At 59.8% G+C, this 22,485-nt stretch carries 21 protein-coding genes; 11 read left to right on the top strand and 10 right to left on the bottom strand.

Going from position 1 to position 22,485, the window contains the following annotated elements:
- Window positions 1–105: 105 nt before the first annotated feature.
- On the bottom strand, window positions 106–552 hold the full coding sequence (locus HYPGJ_RS00820) for a L,D-transpeptidase family protein (RefSeq protein ID WP_244465962.1): 447 nt from the start codon (window positions 550–552) through the stop codon (window positions 106–108).
- Between the two features lie 220 nt (window positions 553–772).
- Here HYPGJ_RS00820 and HYPGJ_RS00815 point away from each other — a divergent pair, with 220 nt between their 5' ends.
- Window positions 773–1,459 (top strand): response regulator transcription factor, encoded by a 687-nt coding sequence (locus HYPGJ_RS00815; RefSeq protein ID WP_013217256.1) that lies wholly within the window; start codon window positions 773–775, stop codon window positions 1,457–1,459.
- 183 nt (window positions 1,460–1,642) lie between these two features.
- On the top strand, window positions 1,643–2,167 hold the full coding sequence (locus tag HYPGJ_RS00810; protein ID WP_046845439.1) for a cyclic nucleotide-binding domain-containing protein: 525 nt from the start codon (window positions 1,643–1,645) through the stop codon (window positions 2,165–2,167).
- 325 nt (window positions 2,168–2,492) lie between these two features.
- On the opposite strand, the gene HYPGJ_RS00805 is transcribed toward HYPGJ_RS00810, so the two are convergent.
- From HYPGJ_RS00805 to HYPGJ_RS00795, 3 genes are all read right to left on the bottom strand, one after another.
- Window positions 2,493–3,236, bottom strand: coding sequence for an outer-membrane lipoprotein carrier protein LolA (locus HYPGJ_RS00805; protein WP_244465961.1), 744 nt, complete (start codon window positions 3,234–3,236; stop codon window positions 2,493–2,495).
- Between the two features lie 178 nt (window positions 3,237–3,414).
- Entirely contained in the window at window positions 3,415–6,153 is a 2,739-nt protein-coding gene (locus tag HYPGJ_RS00800; protein WP_052750748.1) for a DNA translocase FtsK 4TM domain-containing protein, read from the bottom strand.
- A gap of 250 nt (window positions 6,154–6,403) precedes the next feature.
- On the bottom strand, window positions 6,404–7,198 hold the full coding sequence (locus HYPGJ_RS00795; protein ID WP_046845437.1) for an AraC family transcriptional regulator: 795 nt from the start codon (window positions 7,196–7,198) through the stop codon (window positions 6,404–6,406).
- Window positions 7,199–7,276: 78 nt separating this feature from the next.
- Here HYPGJ_RS00795 and HYPGJ_RS00790 point away from each other — a divergent pair, with 78 nt between their 5' ends.
- Entirely contained in the window at window positions 7,277–8,293 is a 1,017-nt protein-coding gene (locus HYPGJ_RS00790) for an MBL fold metallo-hydrolase (protein WP_046845436.1), read from the top strand.
- Between the two features lie 57 nt (window positions 8,294–8,350).
- Here the strand turns inward: HYPGJ_RS00790 and HYPGJ_RS18595 are convergent, their stop codons facing one another.
- On the bottom strand, window positions 8,351–8,926 hold the full coding sequence (locus tag HYPGJ_RS18595; protein ID WP_083983987.1) for a hypothetical protein: 576 nt from the start codon (window positions 8,924–8,926) through the stop codon (window positions 8,351–8,353).
- 345 nt (window positions 8,927–9,271) lie between these two features.
- Here HYPGJ_RS18595 and HYPGJ_RS00780 point away from each other — a divergent pair, with 345 nt between their 5' ends.
- Together HYPGJ_RS00780 and ppk2 are read left to right on the top strand one after the other, a co-directional pair.
- Window positions 9,272–10,297: an aldo/keto reductase gene (locus tag HYPGJ_RS00780; RefSeq protein WP_046845434.1), complete on the top strand. Its 1,026-nt coding sequence runs from the start codon at window positions 9,272–9,274 to the stop codon at window positions 10,295–10,297.
- A 109-nt stretch (window positions 10,298–10,406) separates the two neighbouring features.
- Window positions 10,407–11,330, top strand: coding sequence for a polyphosphate kinase 2 (ppk2, locus tag HYPGJ_RS00775; RefSeq protein ID WP_046845782.1), 924 nt, complete (start codon window positions 10,407–10,409; stop codon window positions 11,328–11,330).
- Window positions 11,331–11,430: 100 nt separating this feature from the next.
- On the opposite strand, the gene HYPGJ_RS00770 is transcribed toward ppk2, so the two are convergent.
- Complete coding sequence (locus HYPGJ_RS00770; RefSeq protein WP_046845433.1) at window positions 11,431–12,363, bottom strand: hypothetical protein; 933 nt, start codon at window positions 12,361–12,363, stop codon at window positions 11,431–11,433.
- 133 nt (window positions 12,364–12,496) lie between these two features.
- On the bottom strand, window positions 12,497–13,177 hold the full coding sequence (locus HYPGJ_RS00765; protein WP_083983986.1) for a YggS family pyridoxal phosphate-dependent enzyme: 681 nt from the start codon (window positions 13,175–13,177) through the stop codon (window positions 12,497–12,499).
- 129 nt (window positions 13,178–13,306) lie between these two features.
- Here HYPGJ_RS00765 and HYPGJ_RS00760 point away from each other — a divergent pair, with 129 nt between their 5' ends.
- Window positions 13,307–13,711 (top strand): heme-binding protein, encoded by a 405-nt coding sequence (locus HYPGJ_RS00760; protein ID WP_013217245.1) that lies wholly within the window; start codon window positions 13,307–13,309, stop codon window positions 13,709–13,711.
- A gap of 58 nt (window positions 13,712–13,769) precedes the next feature.
- Here HYPGJ_RS00760 and HYPGJ_RS00755 read toward each other — a convergent pair whose 3' ends face one another.
- Window positions 13,770–14,918 carry a Fic family protein gene (locus HYPGJ_RS00755; protein WP_046845432.1) on the bottom strand — a complete coding sequence of 383 codons (1,149 nt, stop codon included), beginning with the start codon at window positions 14,916–14,918 and terminating at the stop codon, window positions 13,770–13,772.
- A gap of 261 nt (window positions 14,919–15,179) precedes the next feature.
- On the opposite strand from HYPGJ_RS00755, the gene leuS reads away from it, so the two are divergent.
- The 5 genes from leuS (at window position 15,180) to HYPGJ_RS00730 (ending at window position 20,980) form a co-directional block, all read left to right on the top strand.
- Complete coding sequence (gene leuS / locus HYPGJ_RS00750; RefSeq protein ID WP_046845780.1) at window positions 15,180–17,804, top strand: leucine--tRNA ligase; 2,625 nt, start codon at window positions 15,180–15,182, stop codon at window positions 17,802–17,804.
- Between the two features lie 4 nt (window positions 17,805–17,808).
- Window positions 17,809–18,363, top strand: a complete 555-nt coding sequence (locus HYPGJ_RS00745) for a hypothetical protein (protein ID WP_244465960.1) — start codon at window positions 17,809–17,811, stop codon at window positions 18,361–18,363.
- Window positions 18,364–18,406: 43 nt separating this feature from the next.
- Window positions 18,407–19,450, top strand: coding sequence for a DNA polymerase III subunit delta (gene holA, locus HYPGJ_RS00740; RefSeq protein ID WP_046845430.1), 1,044 nt, complete (start codon window positions 18,407–18,409; stop codon window positions 19,448–19,450).
- A 64-nt stretch (window positions 19,451–19,514) separates the two neighbouring features.
- Window positions 19,515–20,510 carry an adenosine kinase gene (locus HYPGJ_RS00735; protein WP_046845779.1) on the top strand — a complete coding sequence of 332 codons (996 nt, stop codon included), beginning with the start codon at window positions 19,515–19,517 and terminating at the stop codon, window positions 20,508–20,510.
- Between the two features lie 194 nt (window positions 20,511–20,704).
- Window positions 20,705–20,980 (top strand): hypothetical protein, encoded by a 276-nt coding sequence (locus HYPGJ_RS00730; protein WP_013217239.1) that lies wholly within the window; start codon window positions 20,705–20,707, stop codon window positions 20,978–20,980.
- Between the two features lie 162 nt (window positions 20,981–21,142).
- Here the strand turns inward: HYPGJ_RS00730 and coaA are convergent, their stop codons facing one another.
- Both coaA and HYPGJ_RS00720 read right to left on the bottom strand, forming a co-directional pair.
- Entirely contained in the window at window positions 21,143–22,150 is a 1,008-nt protein-coding gene (coaA, locus tag HYPGJ_RS00725) for a type I pantothenate kinase (protein WP_046845429.1), read from the bottom strand.
- On the bottom strand, window positions 22,147–22,479 hold the full coding sequence (locus HYPGJ_RS00720; RefSeq protein ID WP_046845778.1) for a phosphoribosyl-ATP diphosphatase: 333 nt from the start codon (window positions 22,477–22,479) through the stop codon (window positions 22,147–22,149). The genes coaA and HYPGJ_RS00720 overlap by 4 nt, the downstream gene beginning before the upstream one ends.
- Window positions 22,480–22,485 lie beyond the last annotated feature (6 nt).

Genomic DNA, 22,485 nt, shown 5'->3' with positions numbered 1-22,485 from the left:
CACGGGCTGCGAGCGATCAGCAACCTCTCCCGAGCACGGTCCCCGCTTTATCGTGCTCCGACTTGGCTCGGCGCCCTCGCTGCCGAGCCTTTTTTGTTTCAGCTGCTAGACTTCGATGATGATTTGGCTGTTCTGCTTGATCACCTGCAGCACGCGCCTGAGATCAGATGCCCTCAGTGCGACGCATCCCTCCGTCGCGGCAAACCCCGGTCGGGCGATATGCATGAACACGGCGCTGCCGCGATGCCGGATACGTGGTGCGTCATTGTGGCCTAGGACGACGACGAGATCGTAAAGATTGTCGTCGCGCCAGAGGCGTTCCGCGCTGGCTCGATAAGGCAGCGAAACTCTGCGATTATAATTTCTGTCGGACGGGCAATCGCACCAACCGTCGATCTTGCGGAGAGCGCGCAGAGCTAACTGTGTTCGCGGACGAGCGCATCGTGCGGGATTGTACAAAACTCCACGCAACACGAACCTTCCTCGCGGTGTTGCCAAGTCTCGCTCGCGCTTGAGCGCTTTGATTCCGGAACGCCCGAGCGCGCATGGCATGCGAAACGATCCGACCGCGAGACACCCACGCTGCGCCGCCGCATTCAAAGCTCTGACAACGAGTTTGGTTGATGCGCCATGCCGTTGTATCGGCCGTACCGGGAACATGGGGAACTAGCCATTCCTCTTGTCTGTTTGCCACCAAAGCCTATGTTGCCCCAGCGCGCGATGCTAGTCTTCTGGCTCGCGTGACAGTCCAATAATGCTGGAGCCAATCTCCATGAGCACGGCCCGAAAGGTCCTCCTCGTCGACGACGATGATGATTTGCGCACCTCCTTAAAAGATCAGCTCGTCCTTCACGACGAGTTCGAGGTGTACGAGGCCGGAACGGCCAGCAAGGGCATGGAAGCCGCACGCAACGGACGTTTCGATCTCGTCGTCTTCGACGTCGGATTGCCCGACATGGACGGCCGCGAAGCCGTGAAGCTTCTGCGCCGCTCCGGCTACAAAACGCCGATCGTGATGCTCACCGGAAATACATCTGACGCAGATCAGATCTTGGGACTCGACGCCGGCGCCAACGACTACGTTTTGAAACCCTTCAAATTCGCCGTCTTCCTCGCGCGCATTCGCGCTCAGCTCCGCCAGCACGAGCAAAGTGAAGACGCCGTTTTCACCATTGGACCTTACACCTTCAAACCGGCCTCCAAACTTCTCATCGACCAGTCGGGCAGCAAAATCCGCCTGACCGAAAAGGAAACGTCGATTTTGAAGTATCTCTATCGTTCGGGAGACAAGGTCGTTTCGCGTGACGTGCTTCTGCACGAAGTCTGGGGCTACAACGCCGGCGTTACGACGCACACGCTCGAAACGCACATCTATCGACTGCGTCAGAAAATCGAAAAAGATCCCTCGAACGCCGAGCTTTTGATCACCGAAAGCGGCGGTTACAAGCTCGCGCCCTAACACCGCTTCTCAGCATTTCCGTTGCACGATCACACCCATCCACAGACTCATGCCTGCGGATGACTTATCCACGTTCAGCCACAGGCGGACTCGTGTATTGAAAGCTGTTGCTGCCGACATCGGCGGCATGGGCGCGTCGCATATCGGTCCCAAAATGAAGTGTTCATCCTGTGAATTGGACCGATGGCCATCGACGCCCTCGTTAAACCGTTTCTGGCGCTGCCTCTCTTTCGCGATCTCAAACCGCTGCAGATCAGCGAAATCGCGCGCCATGCCGAGCGCATCGTCTACCGCAACGGCGACGTCGTAACTGCCGAAGGCCAGATCGCTGACGCAGCTATTCTCATCGTCTCGGGAACCTGCGTTCGGCGCGCCGTCGATCGCAAGCAGTCACGCGAAGAAATTCTTCCCGAGGGATCACTCGTGGCGGAGTTGGCGATGATGATCGAAATCGCTCATCCGACGACGATCGTTGCGCGCGATCAGGTCAGAGCACTCAGGATTTCGCGCGAGAAGATGCACGAGCTGATGAGCCAGGATGTTGATCTGGCGTCGCACTTCTCATCATTGATACTAAAACGTCTGCACACACTTGCGACCGATTTGCTCGCCGTCGAGACATTGCTCTCGGGTTCAGTCACCGCCGCAGTCTCTTCGGAATCGCGACTTGAGTTTTCGCAAGGAGATCGAGCGCGCGCCATGCAATGACGGCGTTGCTCTAGATGACGTGAAAAAATATGGGCCACAAAAGAGTGCGCCCAGTCCCGGGGGGAGGGACTGGGCGCGATGCGCATTTACGCGCTCGGTATCGGGAGGGAAACCGATACCAGAGGCGGCGTCTTCGGCTAGACGGGGGGCACTACCGAATACAGGGTGACGCCACCTGCATGTCCATGAGTTAAGCGCAAAGCCGGGAAATTCAATAGAGCCCTCGAGAGCCAATCACGAAAATGTGAATTGTCTTAAAAAAATATCCCCAGGTTGCGCATTGCTTCGGGCAAATGCGCAACACATTGATTCACCGGGAAAATCTTCAGTTCGGCGTTGTACGGTGCGGCCCAAGTGATTGAATTTTAAACAAATTACTGTCGAGGTCGTTGCTTTTTTCCAGACCCTGCAGCTCCACCCGGGTGTTCAGACCCTGCGCGTCGGTGGTCACCCATTCTTTCAATTCGATGTTGGGCTTGGTCGCGAGATAGAGTTTGATCTTGCCTGGAGCGTCGGGATCTTTGTCTTCGAGGCCTAACACGATCAGATCGTCCGCCTGCTGGACTTCCGTGATCTTTGCATCGCGCAGCAGATCGACATCCTTGCGCAGCAGCATCCGGAACGGCGTCTGATCGAGCGACACCCGGTCTTCGTTGTTCAAGTCGAGATCCTGGATCGCGAGGTTCTCGCCGTCTGAAATGATGACCTGCTTGGAGGGAAGCGAGTAGTCGAACCGGAAACGGCCGGGACGTTTGACGAAGAACTTGCCCTTCATCCGCTTGTTGTCGGCGTCGACCTGAACGAATGCACCCTTGAGCCCCTGCACGGAGCCGAAATAATCGCTCACCTGCTTCACGAGCTTGGTCTGCTCGGCGTCGAGCACCACGCTGCCATCGTTTTTCGCGGCCTCAACCTGACCCGTCCAGCCTTTGACGGCCGTCTTGTCTTTCGCCGCAACCGGGTTGGCCAGGGTTTCAGCCGGTCCGTTCGGGTCCTGTCCGAAAGCGTGGCCCCCGAATGCAAGCGCAAAAACTGCCGTAGCAGCCAGCAGGCGCTGGAAATCCCTCATGTAGCTCCCCATAGCGGCCCCCACGGCCCTGAGCCCAACGGGCTCCAATCGCAGATTACTCGTTTCGACAAAGATTGCGTCCAGAACTTGGCGAATCGCTGCCGCGCTATGCCTAAAGCGCCCGCCATGAGAATCGCAAGCATGCAATGCGCATGTGATTGTGAGATGAGTTCAAATGTTACGCAGCGGCATCCGCGCCGCTTCCACGCGACATCAGGATTTCGCGTTTGCCGACGCCGTTCGCGGGTGAAATGAGCCCGTCGCGCTCCATCCGTTCGATGAGATCCGCAGCACGATTATACCCGATCGACAGACGGCGCTGAATGTAGCTCGTCGAAGCCTTGCCATCCCGCATGACGATCGCGACCGCGCGATCGTAAAGATCTTCTTCGCCCGTGCCCGACCCGCCGAGTGCAGGCTCGGCAGCCGAAGGCGTATCTGTGATGCCTTCGACATATTTGGGGGCGGCTTCTTGCCTCAGAACGTCGGCGAACGCGACGACTTCTTCATCCGAAACATAAGCGCCGTGCACGCGCACGCACTGTCCGGCGCCCGTCGAATAGAGCATGTCGCCCTGTCCGAGCAGTTGCTCCGCGCCCTGCTCGTTCAGGATCGTGCGGCTGTCGATCTTCGACGTAACCTTGAACGATACACGCGTCGGGAAATTCGCCTTGATCGTGCCGGTGATGATATCGACCGACGGACGCTGCGTCGCCATGATCAGATGGATGCCGGCTGCGCGCGCCATCTGCGCGAGACGCTGAACCGACGCTTCGACCTCTTTGCCCGCGACGATCATCAGATCGGCGAACTCGTCGACGATCAGCACGATGCGCGGCAACGCCTCGAGATCCATCTTCTGCGTTTCGAAACGCGCCTGGCCCGACGTGTCGAAACCCGTCTGCACACGACGCGACAGGATTTCGCCGCGCTTCTTCGCATTGCGGACGCGATTGTTGAACACGTCGATGTTGCGAACCGAAAGCGCCGCCATCTGCTTGTAGCGCTCTTCCATTTCGCGCACCGCCCAATTCAAGGCGGCAACGGCTTTATGCGGATCGGTGATGACCGGCGTCAAAAGATGCGGAATGCCGTTGTAAACCGACAGCTCCAGCATCTTCGGATCGATCATCAGCAAGCGGCAGTCGTCGGGCGAATGACGATAAAGCAGCGACAGCACCATCGCGTTGATGCCGACCGACTTGCCGGAGCCCGTCGTGCCCGCGACGAGCAGATGCGGCATGCGCGCGAGATCGGCGACCACCGGCTCGCCGCCAATGGATTTGCCAAGCCCGATCGGCAACGTCAGCGCGTCGGATTTGAACGGATCGGCTTCGAGGATCTCACGCAGCAAAACCGTTTCGCGCCGCGCGTTCGGTAATTCGAGCCCGATCGCATTGCGTCCGGGAACCACGGCGGCGCGCACGCTGGCGAGACTCATCGAGCGCGCAATGTCTTCCGCAAGCCCGATGATGCGCGACGACTTCGTCCCGCGCGATGGCTCGAATTCATACAACGTCACGACAGGACCCGGCCGAATATCCTTGACCTCGCCTTTGACGCCGAAGTCAGCAAGCACGTCTTCCAGCAGCCGCGCGTTGCCGCGCATGACCGTTTGCGACAGCTCGGGATTTGGTTTCGCCGCGGTCGGACGCTTGAACATGTTGAGCGACGGCCGCTTCCATTGCGGGGCCGCGCGATTTTTGAGACCGCCGAGCAGACCACCTGCGGCTTTCGGAGCCGCCACAGGCTCCGGCGCGGCTGGCTGCGGAACCGGCGCTTGTGGTCGGGAAGCTGGAGGCGGAGGCGCGGACGGCGCGACGCGACCCTTCGCGGACGCCGGAGCAAAGCGCGCAGCAATCGCGCGACTCGAGTCTTCGATATTGTCGTCGAACGCGTACATCGGATCGTTCAGATCATCGACCGGAACTTCCTCGACACCATGAGAAGCTGCCGCATGCGAAACGGCGGCGTGCGGCACGGCCGGTGCCCCCTGATGCCGCTCGCGAGCCGGCGATACAGCCGCCGCTCCCGGCATCGCAAGCGTATGGGCTGCGAATTCCGTCGGCCCGCTGCGCGGATCGTCATGCAGGCTATCGATCTCGAGACGTCCGAACGCATCGGGAGCATGGCTGAGGCTTGGCTCGGCCGGATGCGGCGCGCCGTAAGCTTCAAGAGAGGTGTACGACTGATCGTCGGCCGCGGCGCCTCGGAAACGCGCCCACAATCCCGTCGCAGATGTCACCGCAACAGCGGGCGCCGTTCGGATGATGTCCGCGCGCGGTTTCGTCATCGCCTGATGGAATGCGGCGCCGATCGATTTGAAGAACGTGCGAACGATGGCTTCGGCCTCGAAGCCCATCGCTTTGCCGGCAGTCTGAAAAGCAGCAGCAGCCAGGACGAGGCCCGCCGCGATCGGCGCGCGCTCATCGCTCAGGATGCTGAAAACCTTGGTTGCGAGATGCAGCAACGAATCTCCGAGCAATCCGCCATAGCCGTGCCGCAGCGGCCAGCCGTCAAAAACAGGGAGCGCCGAGATGGAGCCCGCAAATGTCAGAATGGAGATTGGATAGAAGCCGAGCTTCGAACGTCCGCCTGCGACCTGTTCGGTGCGGAGCAGTTCGATGCTCCAGACGAACGGCGCAATCAGCGCGACGACTGCCCCGAAGCCGAGCGTCTGAAACAGAAGATCGGAAATGATCGCGCCGACCGGCCCGGCGAAATTGCGTGCTTGGACCGTCGTCGTATGCGTGAGGCTCGGATCGAGAACCGACCAGGACGCGAGGCTCGCCCAGACCACGAGCGTCGAGGCAAGCAGGAAGGCTCCGCCGAAGCGGCCCATCCAGCCTAAAAGCCGGTCCTCCAACGACTGCGGCAGCAGTCTACGAGGATCGATCCCTCTCGTATCCAGCGACATCTCAGCGAACGTACTTCTTTGACGCAGCACGGAAATCGTGCGTTCGAGCGATATCTGGAATTGTCGCTAGACTTCGCCTTCGCTGCTCACGCGCACGCCGGGTACAGTCTTGGAACAACGCCAAAGGCCGCCGCAGTAACCTTGACGCCGCCGGGTTGCCATATGGTTACCACCGCCGCGCATTCGACTCGGATTGAGCCATTGAATTCGCGGGGACATTAGTTGCAGCAGCAAACATACCGCATGGCGGTCAGCGCCGGACGTTCGCGAGGCTGCGAGAGGCGGGCGCGCCGAAGATGCGGCGGAACTCGTGCGCGAAGTGGGCTTGGTCGCAGTAGCCCGCAGCATGCGCCGCCGTCGTCAGATTGGAGCCGCCCACGACATCGCGCACCGCCGCCCGCATTCTGAGCCAGCAGAGGTAGCGGCGATAGGGGACGCCAACCTCCGCCTTGAAGACATGCTGAAACCGCGACGTCGAGATTCCCGCGTCGACGGCGGCCGTTGAAACCGACGGCAGGTCGTCTCCATCGCGCACGAGGCTGTCGCGACCGGCGAGCGCATCGACGGCGCGAGCGATGCGGGGATCAATCTGCCGCCGCGCCCGCGCGTTCGAAAAATCGACGAGGTCAGCAATCGCCGGAGCGACCCATGTCGCGCTGTCCGGGTCTTCATAGATCGCGCGAAGAGCCGCGACTTCACCGTGCCGGCTGATCGATGCGCCGGGAAGCTCCTCGACATCGCGCATCAACGTCGCGAAGCCCTCGGCGGAAACAACATTCGGCTCGCCATAAATGACGGCGAGCGGACGACCTCCGGCATCGAATTCATAAGGTATGCCGGCGCGGACGACGGCCATACGGCACGTGACCCAGCGCTCTTTGCCGACCCTCAGCTCGAAATCATCATAGAGACCGGCGAGCAGAACCGAAGTGCTGTGGCTGTGCAGCGTATTGCGCCCGAGACATCCCGCAAACAGCATGCGCGAGGTCCCGACATGCCACAACGGCTTCAACTCCTGATCGCCAGTTGCAGCAGATTGATACAAGCGCAGTTCTCCGCCCCCGGTTTACCTTAGACCTTCGCACGACAGTCTAACGTCCGAACGGTCCGGAGGCCACAAACTATGAGCGATACGTCAGAGCCGATAAAGCAACCCTTCAACCTCGATCGCAGACAGCTTCTCGCGGCGAGCCTCGGACTTGCCGCCGCGCCCGCGCTAGCTCTCGCAACGAGTTCGAACGCACGCGCCTCAGCGGCGCTCCTCGGAGCTGCGCAGCCGAAGTTCTACCGCTTCAAGCTCGGAGAATTCGAGATCACGACGATCTCCGACTCGGACGTTTTCATCGACGGCCCGTTTCCGCTCATCGGCGCCAACGCCAGCGAGCCCGACGTGCACGCGCTGATGCGCGACAATCTCTTGCCCGAACGCAAATATCAGCCGGGCTTCACGCCGACAATCGTCAACACCGGCAAACAGCTGATCTTGCTCGACGCCGGCAATGGCGCCAACGGGTTCGTGCCGCGCCCCAACGGCGGATGGCTTGCGGCTCAGCTCGGACCGGCAGGCTTCAAACCGGAAGACATCGACGTGGTGGCGCTGAGCCACGGCCACCCGGACCACGTCGGCGGCATCATTGAAAACGGAAAGCCGCTCTTTCCCAACGCCCGCTACGTCATCGGCCAGATAGAGCACGATTTCTGGACGCCGGAAGGCAAGCTGCCGGATGACCTGGAAAAGTTCGCGCAGGTTTATCGCGCCAACTCAAAACCGGTGATGGAGAAGATAAACCTCATCAAGCCGGGCGACGACGTCGTGACCGGCATTCGCGCGGTGGAAGCCTACGGCCACACACCTGGCCACCTCGCCTTCATGATCGAAAGCGGAGGCAAATCGCTTCTCTGGTGGGGAGACTGCGCGCATCACCAAGTCGCGTCGCTCGCACGTCCCGACTGGCATTGCGTCTTCGACGCCGACAAACCGCAAGCCGCCGCTACGCGCCGTCGCGTGTTCGACATGGCCGCCACCGATCGTCTTCCGGTGATCGGCTATCACATGCCGTTCCCGTCGATCGGTTTCGTCGAGCGAACTGCCCCCGAGAGCTACGGCTGGCTCGCACACACCTATCAGCTCAACCTCTGAGCCGAACAGCAAGCGCCTGGGCAGACCGAAGCCTCGGTCTGCCCAACGCGACTTCGATTAACCGACGCGGAAGACCGCGCCCGCGACCGAGCGTGCACGCTCGCGCACGGCATTGCCGTCGTTGCCGGACTTCACGATCCACTGACCGTTCGAGGCCCGCCCCGTGATGATGCCGACGTGATGCGGCCACACGACCACGGCGCCGACCTGCGGACCGCTCGAGCGGCCATAACGGCGCCAGTTGGCTGCGAGATTAAATTCTGGACCGCCCCCGAGCTGGGTACGCATCCACCAGCCGCACCACGCACGCGGACGACCGCCGGCTCCAGCCGACGCGTACCGGCGGCCCGTGTGCCGCTGCGCATAACGGCGGCTTACGCCCTGCCGATATGCATATCTGGAATGCTGACTATTCACGCGCTGTCCGTAAGAACCGCGGTAGGAATGACTTGCGTATCTGTGGCCCCGCCGTTGCGAATAGCCGCGGTTTGAATACCGCTGCTTCCCCGACCATTTCGCATGGGTCCGCTCAATCCGATGACTATTATAGCCCTTGTACGGATGAGCCTCGACCGACGGTACGCCAACAAGAATTGCCAGCAGCGCCGCCACTGCGAACAAGCTCAATCGCATGGTTACTCTCCTCACTTGTCTTAACAAACGGCGCGCATCCAGCGTCGTAATGCGGCGGAAACAAGGGAGGATTCGCCGCGCGACATATCGTCGTGGACGTTTGCAACTGGCACGCGTGTCGATATTTTTCGCGGTTTTTTCGGACCTTAACGGCTATTAATCAGTATCCAGATGGTCCGATCGCTACCAATAAGCGAAAAAATTGTGAAGATTACGAACGGAATTGGCAATTCCGTGATCGCAATTGTTTCTAATTTACATGCCTATTTGATGTGTGCCGGTGTGGCGATGTTCCGCATTCGCCCGCCCTGAAAAAGGCAATTGCCAGCATTCGAGGAACTCATAATGGAATATCGCCGCCTCGGCTCGTCCGGATTGACTGTTCCACTCCTTTCTTTTGGCGCGGCCACGTTCGGCGGCGCGAGCGAATTCTTTCGCGCCTGGGGTTCGACGGACGTCACGGCAGCCCGCCGGATGATCGATCTCTGCCTCGACGCCGGCGTCACATTATTCGATACCGCCGACATCTATTCCGACGGCGTTTCGGAACAGGTTCTCGGCGAATCCCTCAAAGGCCGCCGCGACAAGGTCCTCATCTCGACGAAAGCCACGTTTCGTTTCAGCGACGCTCCCAACGACGTCGGCTCCTCGCGCCTTCACCTTTTGAAATCCTGTGACGAAGCCCTGAAGCGCTTGCAGACGGATCATATCGACATTTTCCAGTTGCACGGCTTCGACGCGATGACGCCGCCCGAGGAAGTACTCTCGACACTCGATCAATTGGTGCGCGCCGGCAAAATCCGTTACGTCGGCGTTTCCAATTTTTCCGGCTGGCATCTGATGAAATCGCTCGCCGTCGCCGACCGCTACGGCTACCCGCGCTACGTCGCCAATCAGACATATTATTCGCTGCTCGGCCGCGATTATGAGTGGGAGCTGATGCCGCTCGGACTCGATCAGGGCGTCGGCGCTCTCATTTGGAGTCCTCTCGGCTGGGGACGTTTGACCGGAAAAATCCGCCGCGGTCAGCCGCTGCCCGAGACGAGCCGCCTGCATCAGACGGCCGACAAAGGACCGCCCATCGATGATGAGCGTCTTTTTCATATTGTCGATGTGCTCGATGAAATCGCGAAGGAAACCGGCAAGTCGATACCGCAGATCGCGCTCAACTGGCTGTTCCAGCGCCCCACCGTTTCGAGTGTCATTATCGGCGCCCGTGACGAGAAGCAGCTCAAGGACAATCTCGGCGCCATCGGCTGGAACCTGACGCCGGAACAGGTCGCCAAGCTCGACGCCGCAAGCGAGACGACGAAACCGTACCCATATTGGCATCAGTCCGGCTTCAGCGAACGCAATCCCTCTCCGGTCTGAGACGAACAGGATTTTCGAGCCGCGCCAAAGGCTAACACTGTCATAAGCCTGTCATCGGGTTCGCGTGTCTATGGCCGGTATCGCCGAAGAGACCGCCACAGGACGAAACATGATTGACGAACGCGAGAAGTACGACGGCATGTCAGCGCGCATCGAAGCTGAGATCGCCGACAGCCTCGATGAAGAACTCGAGATGGAGATGGACGACGACCGCCTGCAAAAGCTCATCGACGGAAAAGAGCAATCCGACAGCGACAGCGCGCTCGATCGCAAAGTCTATTTCCAGGAACTGTTCCGCCTGCAGCGCGAGCTGATCAAATTGCAGGATTGGGTCGTAACGCAGAAACTGAAAGTCGTCGTGCTCTTCGAAGGTCGCGATGCTGCGGGCAAAGGCGGCGTCATCAAGCGCATCACCCAGCGCCTCAATCCGCGCGTCGTGCGCGTCGTGGCGCTCCCGGCGCCAAGCGAACGCGAACGTTCGCAATGGTATTTTCAACGCTACGTTCCGCATCTTCCGGCGGCTGGCGAAATGGTACTGTTCGATCGCTCCTGGTACAATCGCGCCGGTGTCGAACGCGTCATGGGCTTCTGCTCGGACTCGGATGTGGAAGAGTTTTTCCGCACTGTGCCTGAATTCGAAAAGATGCTCGTGCGCTCCGGCATCACGCTCATCAAGTACTGGTTTTCGATCTCCGACGACGAACAGCATTTGCGCTTCCAGATGCGCATCCACGATCCGATCAAGCAGTGGAAGCTGTCGCCGATGGATCTCGAATCCCGCCGACGCTGGGAAGCCTATACCAAAGCCAAGGAAGCGATGCTCGAACGCACGCACATTCCAGAAGCGCCGTGGTGGATCGTGCACGCCGACGACAAGAAGCGCGCGCGCCTCAACTGCATCAGCCATCTCTTGACGCAAATTCCCTATCAGGAAGTCCTACGCGCGCCGATCGTGCTTCCGGATCGCGTGCACAATCCCGATTATCTGCGCGAGCCCGTGCCGGACGACATGTACGTCCCGGCTATCTATTGACCGCGAAACAGTGCTTTGAAAAACAATTCGGCGGGCGATGCCAAGCATCCCCGCCGATACTTTATGCGAACCTCGTCGAGCCTTCGCCGAAAGGCGATGCTCAGCGGACGCGCCGCGGATTCATATAGAGATCCGCTTCCTGACGCTGGATATCGGGCTTGATGCGCCCGTCGCGAATATCATGCGCCAACGCTTTCACGTGGCGCCGTGCCTGGCGATTGAAGACGATCATGCCCGTGAACAGTTTCATCACCTGAATGAGACGCGGATCGGCATGATCTCCGCGCACTTTGCAGCGCCATCTGCCGCCGATCGTCAGAATGGCGCCGTCGATATGGCCCACATGCTCGCCATGCTGGTTGATGAGAGTGTAATCGCCGCCGAGATTGATGAAATCCCGCCGGAACCGATAGAATTTCGGCTCACCGCCCTCCATCAGAAAAAATGAGAAGTTCTCCGGCATCAGCGGCCATTTGTTTGCCGATCGCTCGAGATAGACGAGATAGTCGTCTTCGCTGGTGTTGATCGAATACGTCGTAACCGGAACGCCGCGCGCACCAAGCGTCTGTTGAATCGAACGGCCGAGCATCATGTCCATGCTCGCTTTCCAGTTCAGCGTGTCGGAGAACAGCTTGAACACAAGCCGCTTATCCATGCCCGACGCGTCTTTCCAAATCTCCTTGCGATAGCCAAGCACGCCGGTCCGCGTACCGTTCTCGATGATCTCGGCGAAGATATCCATGTCGGTCGTAAACTGGCGCGACTTGCCGCGATTGCGCTCGCGCTTCCACGGGCCGAACTCGATCGAGTTGAAGTTCGTGATCCAGACGTTGACCTCGAAATCGTACCACTTCTTGCGCGCATCGGTCGTCGCGTCTTTTTCAGCTTTCTTCAGCTTCGAAACGGCGGCCTTACTGGCGTTGGCATCCTTGCTCTTCTCGAGAATTTCCGCTCGCGCGTCACGGGCGGCTTCCGCCGCCGACGCATTAGCCTCAGCTTCGATCGGATCTTTCTTCTGAGAAGACGCGGTCATGTTGAGCCCCTATCGCGCACCGGCCCAAATACGCAGCCGAATCAGCGACGGAGCCTAGCACCGCGACTCGAGATCGATGCGGCGGCCACAAAAAATGCAGTGGGAAACAACAGGCGTGCCGCGCAGGCCCGCTTTACCGTCCCCCAAAAATCGCGCTTCCGACACGGACATGCGTGGCGCCAAAGGCAATCGCCGTCTCGAAATCGCTACTCATGCCCATGCTGAGGCTTTTGAGACCGGCTTCTTTCGCGAGCTTCGCGAGGAATGCGAAATGCACCGCCGGCTCTTCGTCCACCGGCGGAATGCACATCAGCCCGACGATCGGCAGCTTGAGATCCGACGTGCAAAAATCGACGAACGCTTTCGCCTCGCGCGGCGGCACCCCGGCCTTTTGCGGCTCTTCGCCGGTGTTGACCTGCACGAAAAATTTGAGCGCCCGCCCCTCCCGCGAAATTTCTTCCGCAACCGCACGCGCGATCTTCTCGCGATCGATGGTATGAATGACGTCGAACAGCGCGACCGCGTCCTTGGCCTTGTTCGATTGCAGCGGCCCGATCAGATGCAATTCGACGTCCGCGAACTCGCGTTTCAGCTCCGGCCACTTGCGCTCGGCTTCCTGCACGCGATTTTCGCCGAACACGCGTTGCCCCGCAGCCAGCACCGGCCGTACGGCGTCGGCATCGAAAGTCTTTGAAACTGCAACCAGTTCGATGTCCGCTGGCGAGCGCTTGACCGCCTCTGCGGCCGTGACGATCTCATGCCTTACGCGCTTTAACCTCTCCGGCGCGGTATCGTGGTAGGTGTCGTCTGTCACGCTCTGTCCCTGAACTGCTCGCCCTCTCCATAACGCCTCCGCCGCTTCAAGAACAAGTGTCGCAATGGTGTGCGGAGAGCCAACGCATATATGCGCATCGTCATCTTTGGATCGACTACAGGAGCCCCCATGCTGAAACTCGAAGACGCCCGCCGCATCATTGACGCCGCCGAGAAGAAGGCAATCGAGATCGGCCAGCCGATGAATATCGCTGTGGTGGACGAAGGCGCCAACCTCATCTCCCACATCCGCATGGACAAAGCCTGGATCGGCTCGATCAACATCGCGATCAACAAGGCATTTACCGCGCGGGCGTTCAACATCTCGACCAAGGAACTCGCCGACAACAGCCAGCCGGGCGATCAGTTTTACGGCATCCACGTTTCCAACCACGACCGCGTCATGATCTTCGCGGGCGGCATCCCGCTCAAAGATCAGAACGGTGTCGTGATCGGCGCCATCGGCGTCTCGGGCGGCAGCGGTGTTCAGGACCAGACCGTCGCCGAGGCCGGAGCCGCGGCGCACACCTGCTGACGCTTGGCTTTATAAGTTGAAGGATTGCTGCGGGTCGCACGTCACGTGCGGCCCGTTCTCATTTCTTCGACTGCGCCGGTGCCACCGGTTCGATCTTCGCAAAAGCGTCGAATGTATTGGCGTCGCCGCTGAGAAGCGCCGCATAGCGCACGTTGAGAAAAAGCTTCTCACGCCCGACTTTGATTTCGCGCAGCACACCGATGGCGACGAGATGCTTCAGATCCCGCGATGCCTTTTCCCGATGCGCAAGTCCGCGTTCGACGACATTCTGAATTCGGCTGTAGGGCTGCATGAAAATGACGTCGACGAGTTCGCGCGTATAAATTTTCGGCGCCGCGTCGCGGACATAAGTAACCGTCGCATCGATGAGATCGTAGATCGCGCCGATCTTTGCAGCCGTCCATCGCGCGGTGTTCTCGATGCCGTCGAGCATATAGAGAATCCAGGCTTCCCAAGCCTGCTTCGTCGTTACGTCGAGAAGCAGCCGATAGTAGTCCGCCCTGTTCGCGAGAATATACCGGCTGAGATACAGCGTCGGCAGGTCGAGCAAACCCTGCTCGATCAGAAACAGAATATTGATGACGCGTCCCGTGCGACCGTTGCCGTCGATAAAGGGATGGATGGCCTCGAACTGATAATGTCCGACGGCCATGCGCACGACGGGATCGAGTTCCGTCGCGTCATTCAAGAAGCGCTCCCAATTCGCGAGCAGCTCGCGCAGCAGAATCTCGCCCTCGGGCGGCGTGTAGATCACGTCGCCGGTATTCGTGTTGCGAAGCTTCGTGCCTGGCACGCTCCGAACATCGAGATCGACGCCTTTGAGGTCGGAACAGATATCGACAGCGGTGCGCGTCGTGATCGGCCGATGCGCCAACGTCTGAAAGCCGAGCTGCAGCGCCGACCGGTAGCGCGACGCTTCCTTGGTGGCCGGGTCCGCGTCGCTGTCGTCTTTCAAACTGGCGTCGCGGAACAGCGCATCGCTCGTCGTGACGATGTTTTCGATCGCCGAGCTGTCCTTGGCTTCCATGATCGGGATCGCATTGATGAGAACGCTTTGATCCGGAATGCGGCGGCCCCGCTCCTTGAGCGCGGCAAGCGCGGCGTGGACCGACGCGCATTTTTTCAGGACGGCTTTCGTCTCCAAGTCGCCGGGAGGCGGCAGCTTGGGCAAAGCATTATAAGGACTCGTCGGATCGAAAGTTTTCATATGTCGGCAATTCCGGTGCTAGCCGACACATCAGTCCGACATGTCGGCGGCAACGACATATGTTCAATACATGTCGTGAAAACAATATTTATACGACATATTGTAGGGGATATGTCGTAGGCCACGACACGTTCTCCCTATATGTCGTAAAAAACGAATTATTACGACATGTCAGCCGGCGAAGCCGACGACTTGACCCTCTCGACCTTTCGGGCTTTTTACGGCGCTAACCAATTCAAAATCCCAGAAAGAATGGGCCCCATGGCCACTGAACGCTACAACGCACCCGACCGCGAACGTTATTGGCAGCATATCTGGGACAAAAACCAGATTTTCCGCGCCTCCGAAGATCACAAGCAGCCCAAATGCTACGTGCTCGAGATGTTTCCCTACCCCTCGGGACGCATCCATATGGGCCACGTCCGCAACTATGCGATGGGCGATGTCTTTGCTCGCTTCAAGCGGGCGAAGGGGTTCAACGTCCTGCACCCGATGGGCTGGGACGCGTTCGGCATGCCGGCCGAGAACGCCGCGATGGAGCGCAAGGTCCACCCGGGCACATGGACCTACGCCAACATCGACACGATGCGCGGCCAGCTGAAGTCGATGGGCCTGTCGCTCGACTGGTCACGCGAGATCGCGACCTGCTCGCCGAACTACTATCGTCATCAGCAGAAGCTGTTCCTGGACCTGCTGAAAAAGGGCCTCGCCTACCGCAAGTCCTCGAAGGTCAACTGGGACCCGGTCGACCACACCGTTCTCGCCAACGAGCAGGTGATCGACGGACGCGGTTGGCGCTCCGGCGCGCTGGTCGAACAGCGCGAGCTGACGCAGTGGTTCTTCAAGATCACTGACTACGCCGAGGAATTGCTGAGCGACCTCGATACGCTCACCAACTGGCCGGAGAAGGTGCGCCTGATGCAGGCGAACTGGATCGGACGCTCCGAAGGCATGCTGATCCGCTGGGCACTGGACAAGGACACTGCGCCCAAGGGCTTCTCCGAGCTGGAAGTCTACACGACGCGGCCCGACACGCTGTTCGGCGCATCGTTCCTGGCGGTCGCCGCCGATCATCCGATCGCGCGCGCCGCCGCTGAGAACAATCCCGATCTCGCCGCGTTCTGCGACGAGTGCCGCCGTCTCGGAACCTCGGTCGCCGAAATCGAGGCCGCCGAGAAGCGTGGCTTCGATACCGGCATTCGCGCCGTTCATCCGCTCGACAAGTCCTGGCAATTGCCGGTCTACGTCGCGAACTTCATCTTGATGGACTACGGCACCGGCGCCATCTTCGGCTGCCCGTCAGGCGATCAGCGCGACATGGATTTCGCGCGCCGCTACGAGCTGCCGGTCGTGCCCGTCATCCTGCCGCCGGGTGAAAACAAGGACACGTTCGAGATCAAGAACAAGGCCTATTCCGAAGACGGCACGATGATCAATTCGCGCTTTCTCGACGGCCTCACGACCAAGGCAGCCTTCGACAAAGCTGCCGATATTCTCGAACAGCAGAAACTGGCGAACCGGCCACAGGGCGCGCGCAAGGTCAATTTCCGCCTGCGCGACTGGGGCATCTCGCGTCAGCGCTATTGGGGCTGTCCGATCCCCGTTATCCATTGCGAAAAATGCGGTGTCGTCGGCGTTCCGGAACAGGACCTGCCGGTGACGCTGCCGGAAGACGCGACCTTCGATAAGCCGGGCAATCCGCTCGAACGGCACCCGACGTGGAAGCATGTCAAATGCCCGACCTGCGGCGGCGACGCGACGCGCGAAACCGACACGATGGACACCTTCGTCGATTCCTCCTGGTATTTCGTGCGCTTCACGGCGCCGGAAGCGAAGACGCCTGTCGACAAGGACGCCGCGCATTATTGGCTGCCGGTCGACCAGTACATCGGCGGCATCGAGCACGCGATTTTGCATCTGCTCTATTCGCGCTTTTTCGCGCGCGCCATGTGCGACACCGGCCACCTGAAATTTGCGTCGAACGTCCGCGAGCCGTTCTCGGCCCTGTTCACGCAAGGCATGGTGACGCACGAGACGTACAAGTCTCAGGACGGTTTCTGGCTATTGCCGAACGATGTTCGTCTCGAGGGCGAAGGCGCCAGCCGCCAGGCGATCGAGATCGCGACCGGACGTCTCGCCGCCATCGGCCCCATCGAAAAGATGTCGAAGTCGAAAAAGAACCTTGTCGACCCTGACGACATCATCGCCCATTACGGCGCCGACTGCGCCCGCTGGTTCATGCTGTCCGACAGTCCGCCGGAACGCGACGTGATCTGGACGGAAGCGGGCGTTGCGGGCGCGAGCCGTTTCATCCAGCGCGTCTGGCGCCTGATGGACGACATCATCGAAGCTTATCCTCAGAAGCCGGACAAACGTCCTGACACGTTCGGACCGGATGCGCTGGAGCTTCGCAAGGCTGGCCATCGTGCGCTCGACAACGTCGGCAAGGCCATTGAGGCCCTGCGCTTCAACGTGGCCGTCGCCAACATCCACGAGTTCTCGAATGTTCTCCAGACCGTTCTAACCAAGAGCGAGCCGGGCCTCGCCTGGGCCGCGCACGAGGCTGGGGCACTGTTGGTTTCGATGATCGGCCCCATGATGCCGCATTTGGCGGAGGAATGCTGGGCGCGGCTCGGTTACAACACGCTGCTCGCGAACCAACCGTGGCCGGCCGTCGAACCGGACCTACTCGTTGACGATCAAGTGACCATTGCCGTACAGGTGAATGGTAAGCGACGGGACGAGCTCGTGGTTTCGCGCACTGCGAAATCCGAGGAGGTGGAAGCGGCAGCGTTGAAGCTGGATTCGGTGGTCCGTGCCCTTGACGGCCGCGCCCCGAAAAAAGTCATCGTTGTCCCGCAAAGGATCGTGAATGTCGTTGGGTGACGGGATGAGGGGGCAGACAGAGGCTCGCCGGTCGATGTACCGGACCGGGCTGCTGTCGACGTTTGGCATTGCCGTAATCTGCGCCCTCGCCGGCTGCAGCGACGGTGCCAGCTTTCGCCCGCTCTATGGCTCGGCGGCGCTCGGCGGCGCCGCGACCCAGGAAAAGCTCGCAACGGTCGACATCGCGCCGATCCCGGGCCGCGTCGGCCAAAGAATTCGCAACGAGCTGATCTTCCAGACGACCGGTGGCGGCAAAGCTCAATCGCCGCAATTCCGGCTCGACATCGCAATCCGCGAATCCGTAGTCTCGACGCTCGTCATGACCAATGGCAACGCGGGCGGACAGATCTACAGCATCGAAGCCTCGTACAATCTGATCCGGCTGAGCGATAAGAGCGTCGTCGCCTCGGGCAAGAGCTACGGCCGCGCCTCGTTCGATCGCGTCACGTCGATCTTCGCCAACGTCGAAGCACGCCAGGACGCTGAAAATCGGGCGGCCTCGTCGGTCGGCGAAGAATTGCGCACGCGCCTGCTCGCGATCCTGTCTTCGACCGCCTGATCGCGCGCCTAAGGCAAGCGCCGTTTATTCGTGAGCTTCCCGCATGGTCGCCATCAAGGCTCATCAGGCCGAGTCGTTCATGAAGTCGCCGCCTAAGCAATTGGCGGCGGCACTGTTCTTCGGCTCCGATCCGGGACTTGTCAGCGAGCGTTCGACAGCTTTGGCGCGCACCCTTGCGGCGCGCGAAACCCCGCCCGGCGAAATTCTGCGGCTCGATGACTCCGAACTCGACGAAGATACGGGCCGCCTCGAAACCGAACTGCAAATGCGCCCGATGTTCGCCTCGCGCCGCATCGTTCGCGCCACCGCCGGACGCCGCATCTCCGCACAGCTCCTGAAGCCGATTTTGGCCTCCCCATTCGAAGGCCTGCTGATCGTCGAAGCCGGCAATCTCAAAACCGACGACACCCTGCGCGCGCTGTTCGAGAAGACCGAAAACTGCTTCGCCGTCGCCTGCTATCCCGACGCCGCCGCCGACATCGACGGCCTCATCGCCGAAGTGCTCTCGTCGTTTTCTCTGTCGATCGAAGGCGACGCGCGGGCGCTGTTGCAGTCCCGCCTCGGCGCCGACCGGGCGCTCTCGCGCGCCGAGATCGAAAAACTTGCGCTGCATAGCCTCGGCAAGAAGATGATTACGCTCGAAGACGTCGAGAACGTCGTCGGTGACGCCGCCGACCTCGCGCTTGAGCGCATCGCGGAGTCCGCCGCCGAAGGCCAGACCGCAACCGCCATGACCGACTTCGGCCGCGCGCTGGCGTCTGGCGAAAGCGCACAGGCGATCATTCTCGTGACCCAGCGCTACTTCCTGAAGCTCCACAAGGTTCGCAGCGACGTCGACGCCGGGCAACGCCTCGACGACGCGCTCAAAGCCGTGCGGCCGCCGATCTTCTTCAAGCAGCGCGATGCGTTTGCGCGCCAGATCCGCAACTGGCCGAGGCCGCAGCTCGACCAGGCGCTGCGCCGGATTGCCGAAACGGCCAAATCCGCGCGTCTTTCGAGCCGGTACGAAGATCTTTACGCCGAACGCCTGCTCCTGGCCCTCGCCTCGATGGCCGCCGCCGGCCTTGCCGCGTCCCCTCGCCGCTAAGCCCAGCCTTGCGGCACATCCTCCCCCTTCTATAGTGCCGCGCAAATTCATTCAGGGGATCTTCATGACAGCGGCACGCTTTGACGTCATCGGAATTGGCAACGCGATCGTCGACATCATCGGCCGCTGCGACGAAGCCTATCTTGCAACCATCGGCGCAAGCAAAGGCAGCATGCGCCTCGTCGGTGCCGACGACGTCAAAAACATTTACGCCACGATGGGAAGCGCCGTCGAAATCTCCGGCGGCTCGGCGGCCAACACAATCGCAGGCGTTGCGTCCTTCGGCGGCAAAGCCGCATTCATCGGCACCATTGCGAATGACGAGTTCGGAAAAATATTCACGCACGACATTCGTTCCATCGGCGTCGAATTCGATGTTGCGCCGATCGCAAACGGCGCGCCGACGTCGCGCTCTCTCATTCTCGTTACGCCGGACGGCGAACGCACGATGAATACGTTTCTCGGAATCTCGACGAGCCTCGATGAATCGCAATTGAATCTCGATTTAATTCGCGACTCCGCGATTCTTTATCTCGAAGGTTATCTCTTCGATGAACCGCAAGCGAAACAGGCATTTCGAAAAGCACTGCAAACCGCGAAAGCAGCAGGTCGCAAAGTCGCGCTGACTCTCTCCGATGGTTTCTGCGTCGATCGTCATCGCGCCGAATTTCTCGAACTCATTCGTTCCGGCATCGACATTATTTTCGCAAACGAATCCGAGATCAAATCGCTCTATCAAACAGAGTCATTCGAACTCGCTTCGAAGAACGCGAGTAAGGATGCCAAGCTCGCCGTGCTGACACGCAGCGCAAAAGGTTCGGTTATTTTTTCCGACGGCAATGCGATTGAAATTTCGCCCGAACCCATTTCCGAATTGATCGACACGACGGGCGCCGGCGATCTCTACGCGGCCGGTTTCCTATTCGGATATTCGAAGGGATATAGCCTCGAAATTTGCGGCCGTTTGGCCAGCCTCGCTGCGGCCGAGATTATCAGCCATATCGGCGCCCGCCCCGAAATTCCGCTCAATCAATTGGCTCAGCAGCGCGGTGCCATTTAGCGGTGTCTGAATCCCGGAAAGGCAATCGCGCCGTCCGCATTTCATATACTATTCGCGATGAACGGCGTTCAAAAAGAGAATCTTTAGGGGGTATTTCGTGTCCAATTTGGCGAATTAATTATTCTCCCTGGAAATAGGGGAATTCTTCGAGCAATGTCGGAATCAACGAATCGCTTCGTTTTGAGGTTCGCCTGATGCTCCACACTCCCATTCGTCGCGGCCGTCCGAAAGGCACTGGCATTGACGATAACCAGCGTCTCGCACAGCTTGCCGAACTCTTGAGAATTCGGCCGGACCTGCGCCCGACGACGGCAATCCGGCAAATGGGTTATTCCGACCCGTCCGCCATTCGGCGGCTGCGCGACAAATACAAGGTCTTCGCATTGGGTACTCACGCTTCGTTCAAAGACCTGGTCGTATCGGCCAACGCTTCGAACGACGCGAAACATGCGCAATCAGTCGCCCGCTAGAGTGCTTCCGGAAAAGTGGAAACCGGTTTTCCGATAGGAAGCACAACCAGACAAAGGCTCGCTGATCGCGATTCCTGCCTGCACTTTATACTCCTGTGATATCTCCGAGGGCCGCTACCCCAAGCGGCCCATTTTTTTGCGCACGCTTTGGCGCATCGAAGATCAGAGCTTGCGGAGCAGCGCCGCCTTTACGCGATGATTTTCGCCCTTTTGCAAAATGAGCTGCGCGCGCCGGCGCGTCGGCAAAATATTCTGCTCGAGGTTCTTCAAATTGATGTTGCGCCAAAGGCTGAGCGCCGTGCGCCGCACTTCGTCGGGCGCCATCGCCGCGTATTTGTGAAAATAAGCGCCGGGATCGCGAAACGCCGTGCTGCGCAAACGCATGAACCGCGCCAGATACCACTTCTCGATCGTCGCAATATCGGCGTCGATATAGATCGCGAAATCGATGAAATCGGAGACGAACGGAACAGTCGTTCCGTCCTTGGGCATTTCAGCGGGCTGCAGAATATTAAGCCCCTCGATAATCAGAATATCAGGCTGCTCGATCGTGATTTCCTGCCCCGGAAGCACGTCGTATTGAAAGTGCGAATAGACCGGCGCCGAGACCTGCGCGACGCCCGATTTGATATTGCCGAGGAAGCGCAACAGCCGCTCGGTATCGAAGCTTTCAGGAAAGCCCTTCCGATCCATCAGCCCGCGCCGTTCAAGCTCGGCATTGGGATAAAGAAAACCATCCGTGGTCATCAGATCGACCCGCGGATGATCCGGCCAGCGCGCCAGCAGCGCTTTCAAAATACGCGCCGTCGTGCTCTTGCCGACGGCCACGGAGCCGGCAACGCCGATCACGAACGGAACCTTCGTGTCCTTGCGGCCGAGGAATTCCGAGCTGACGGAATAAAGCTTTTGCGCCGCTGCTACGTAGAGATTGAGCAAACGCGACAGCGGTAGATAAATCGCTTCGACTTCCTCGACGGAAACGTCTTCGATGATACCCGACAGCTGTTCGAGTTCATGCCGCTGCAAGGGCATCGGCGTATCGGCGCGAAGCCGCGCCCATTCCGCGCGCGTGAAAACGCGATACGGAGAGAAAGGCTTGCCCTCGATCTCTCCGCTGGCGTCATCGGCTTTCGAAGTCTTAAGCACCTCAAAGCTGACGCGGCCCTTCACGATGTGCTCTGTGGACGTGACGCCTTCTCCTCGATGCCAGACATGCCCATGCGCCCTTCGAGAACGCGCAAAACATCGTCGAAGGCGACATGACGCGATTCAAGCAGAACCAAGAGATGATAGAGGGTATCGGCGGCCTCGGCTCTTAGCGCCGACGCGTCTGAACCGAGCGCGGCGATGACCGTTTCGACCGCTTCTTCGCCGAACTTCTTTGCACACCGTTCTGGCCCCGCGTTCAACAGTTGGGCCGTATACGATTTGTCGGCGCTATCGGAGCGGCGCGAACGGATCAGCGCCGCCAGCTTCGTCAATGTATGCGTATCACTCATGAACTC

Source organism: Hyphomicrobium sp. GJ21 (assembly GCF_001006785.1).
In the GTDB taxonomy this organism is placed as follows: Bacteria; Pseudomonadota; Alphaproteobacteria; order Rhizobiales; family Hyphomicrobiaceae; genus Hyphomicrobium_B.
This window is presented reverse-complemented; position numbering and strand designations above follow the sequence as displayed.

Excerpts from the sequence above, each read along its gene's own strand:
- leuS (WP_046845780.1), top strand. The coding sequence starts at position 15,180 with ATGGCCACTGAACGCTACAACGCACCCGACCGCGAACGTTATTGGCAG.
- HYPGJ_RS00745 (WP_244465960.1), top strand. The coding sequence starts at position 17,809 with ATGAGGGGGCAGACAGAGGCTCGCCGGTCGATGTACCGGACCGGGCTG.
- holA (WP_046845430.1), top strand. The coding sequence starts at position 18,407 with ATGGTCGCCATCAAGGCTCATCAGGCCGAGTCGTTCATGAAGTCGCCG.
- HYPGJ_RS00770 (WP_046845433.1), bottom strand. The coding sequence starts at position 12,363 with ATGACCGCGTCTTCTCAGAAGAAAGATCCGATCGAAGCTGAGGCTAAT.
- HYPGJ_RS18595 (WP_083983987.1), bottom strand. The coding sequence starts at position 8,926 with ATGCGATTGAGCTTGTTCGCAGTGGCGGCGCTGCTGGCAATTCTTGTT.
- HYPGJ_RS00730 (WP_013217239.1), top strand. The coding sequence starts at position 20,705 with ATGCTCCACACTCCCATTCGTCGCGGCCGTCCGAAAGGCACTGGCATT.
- HYPGJ_RS00720 (WP_046845778.1), bottom strand. The coding sequence starts at position 22,479 with ATGAGTGATACGCATACATTGACGAAGCTGGCGGCGCTGATCCGTTCG.
- HYPGJ_RS00815 (WP_013217256.1), top strand. The coding sequence starts at position 773 with ATGAGCACGGCCCGAAAGGTCCTCCTCGTCGACGACGATGATGATTTG.
- HYPGJ_RS00755 (WP_046845432.1), bottom strand. The coding sequence starts at position 14,918 with ATGAAAACTTTCGATCCGACGAGTCCTTATAATGCTTTGCCCAAGCTG.
- HYPGJ_RS00760 (WP_013217245.1), top strand. The coding sequence starts at position 13,307 with ATGCTGAAACTCGAAGACGCCCGCCGCATCATTGACGCCGCCGAGAAG.
- HYPGJ_RS00800 (WP_052750748.1), bottom strand. The coding sequence starts at position 6,153 with ATGTCGCTGGATACGAGAGGGATCGATCCTCGTAGACTGCTGCCGCAG.
- ppk2 (WP_046845782.1), top strand. The coding sequence starts at position 10,407 with ATGATTGACGAACGCGAGAAGTACGACGGCATGTCAGCGCGCATCGAA.
- HYPGJ_RS00810 (WP_046845439.1), top strand. The coding sequence starts at position 1,643 with ATGGCCATCGACGCCCTCGTTAAACCGTTTCTGGCGCTGCCTCTCTTT.
- HYPGJ_RS00790 (WP_046845436.1), top strand. The coding sequence starts at position 7,277 with ATGAGCGATACGTCAGAGCCGATAAAGCAACCCTTCAACCTCGATCGC.
- HYPGJ_RS00735 (WP_046845779.1), top strand. The coding sequence starts at position 19,515 with ATGACAGCGGCACGCTTTGACGTCATCGGAATTGGCAACGCGATCGTC.
- HYPGJ_RS00820 (WP_244465962.1), bottom strand. The coding sequence starts at position 552 with ATGCCATGCGCGCTCGGGCGTTCCGGAATCAAAGCGCTCAAGCGCGAG.
- HYPGJ_RS00805 (WP_244465961.1), bottom strand. The coding sequence starts at position 3,236 with ATGAGGGATTTCCAGCGCCTGCTGGCTGCTACGGCAGTTTTTGCGCTT.
- HYPGJ_RS00780 (WP_046845434.1), top strand. The coding sequence starts at position 9,272 with ATGGAATATCGCCGCCTCGGCTCGTCCGGATTGACTGTTCCACTCCTT.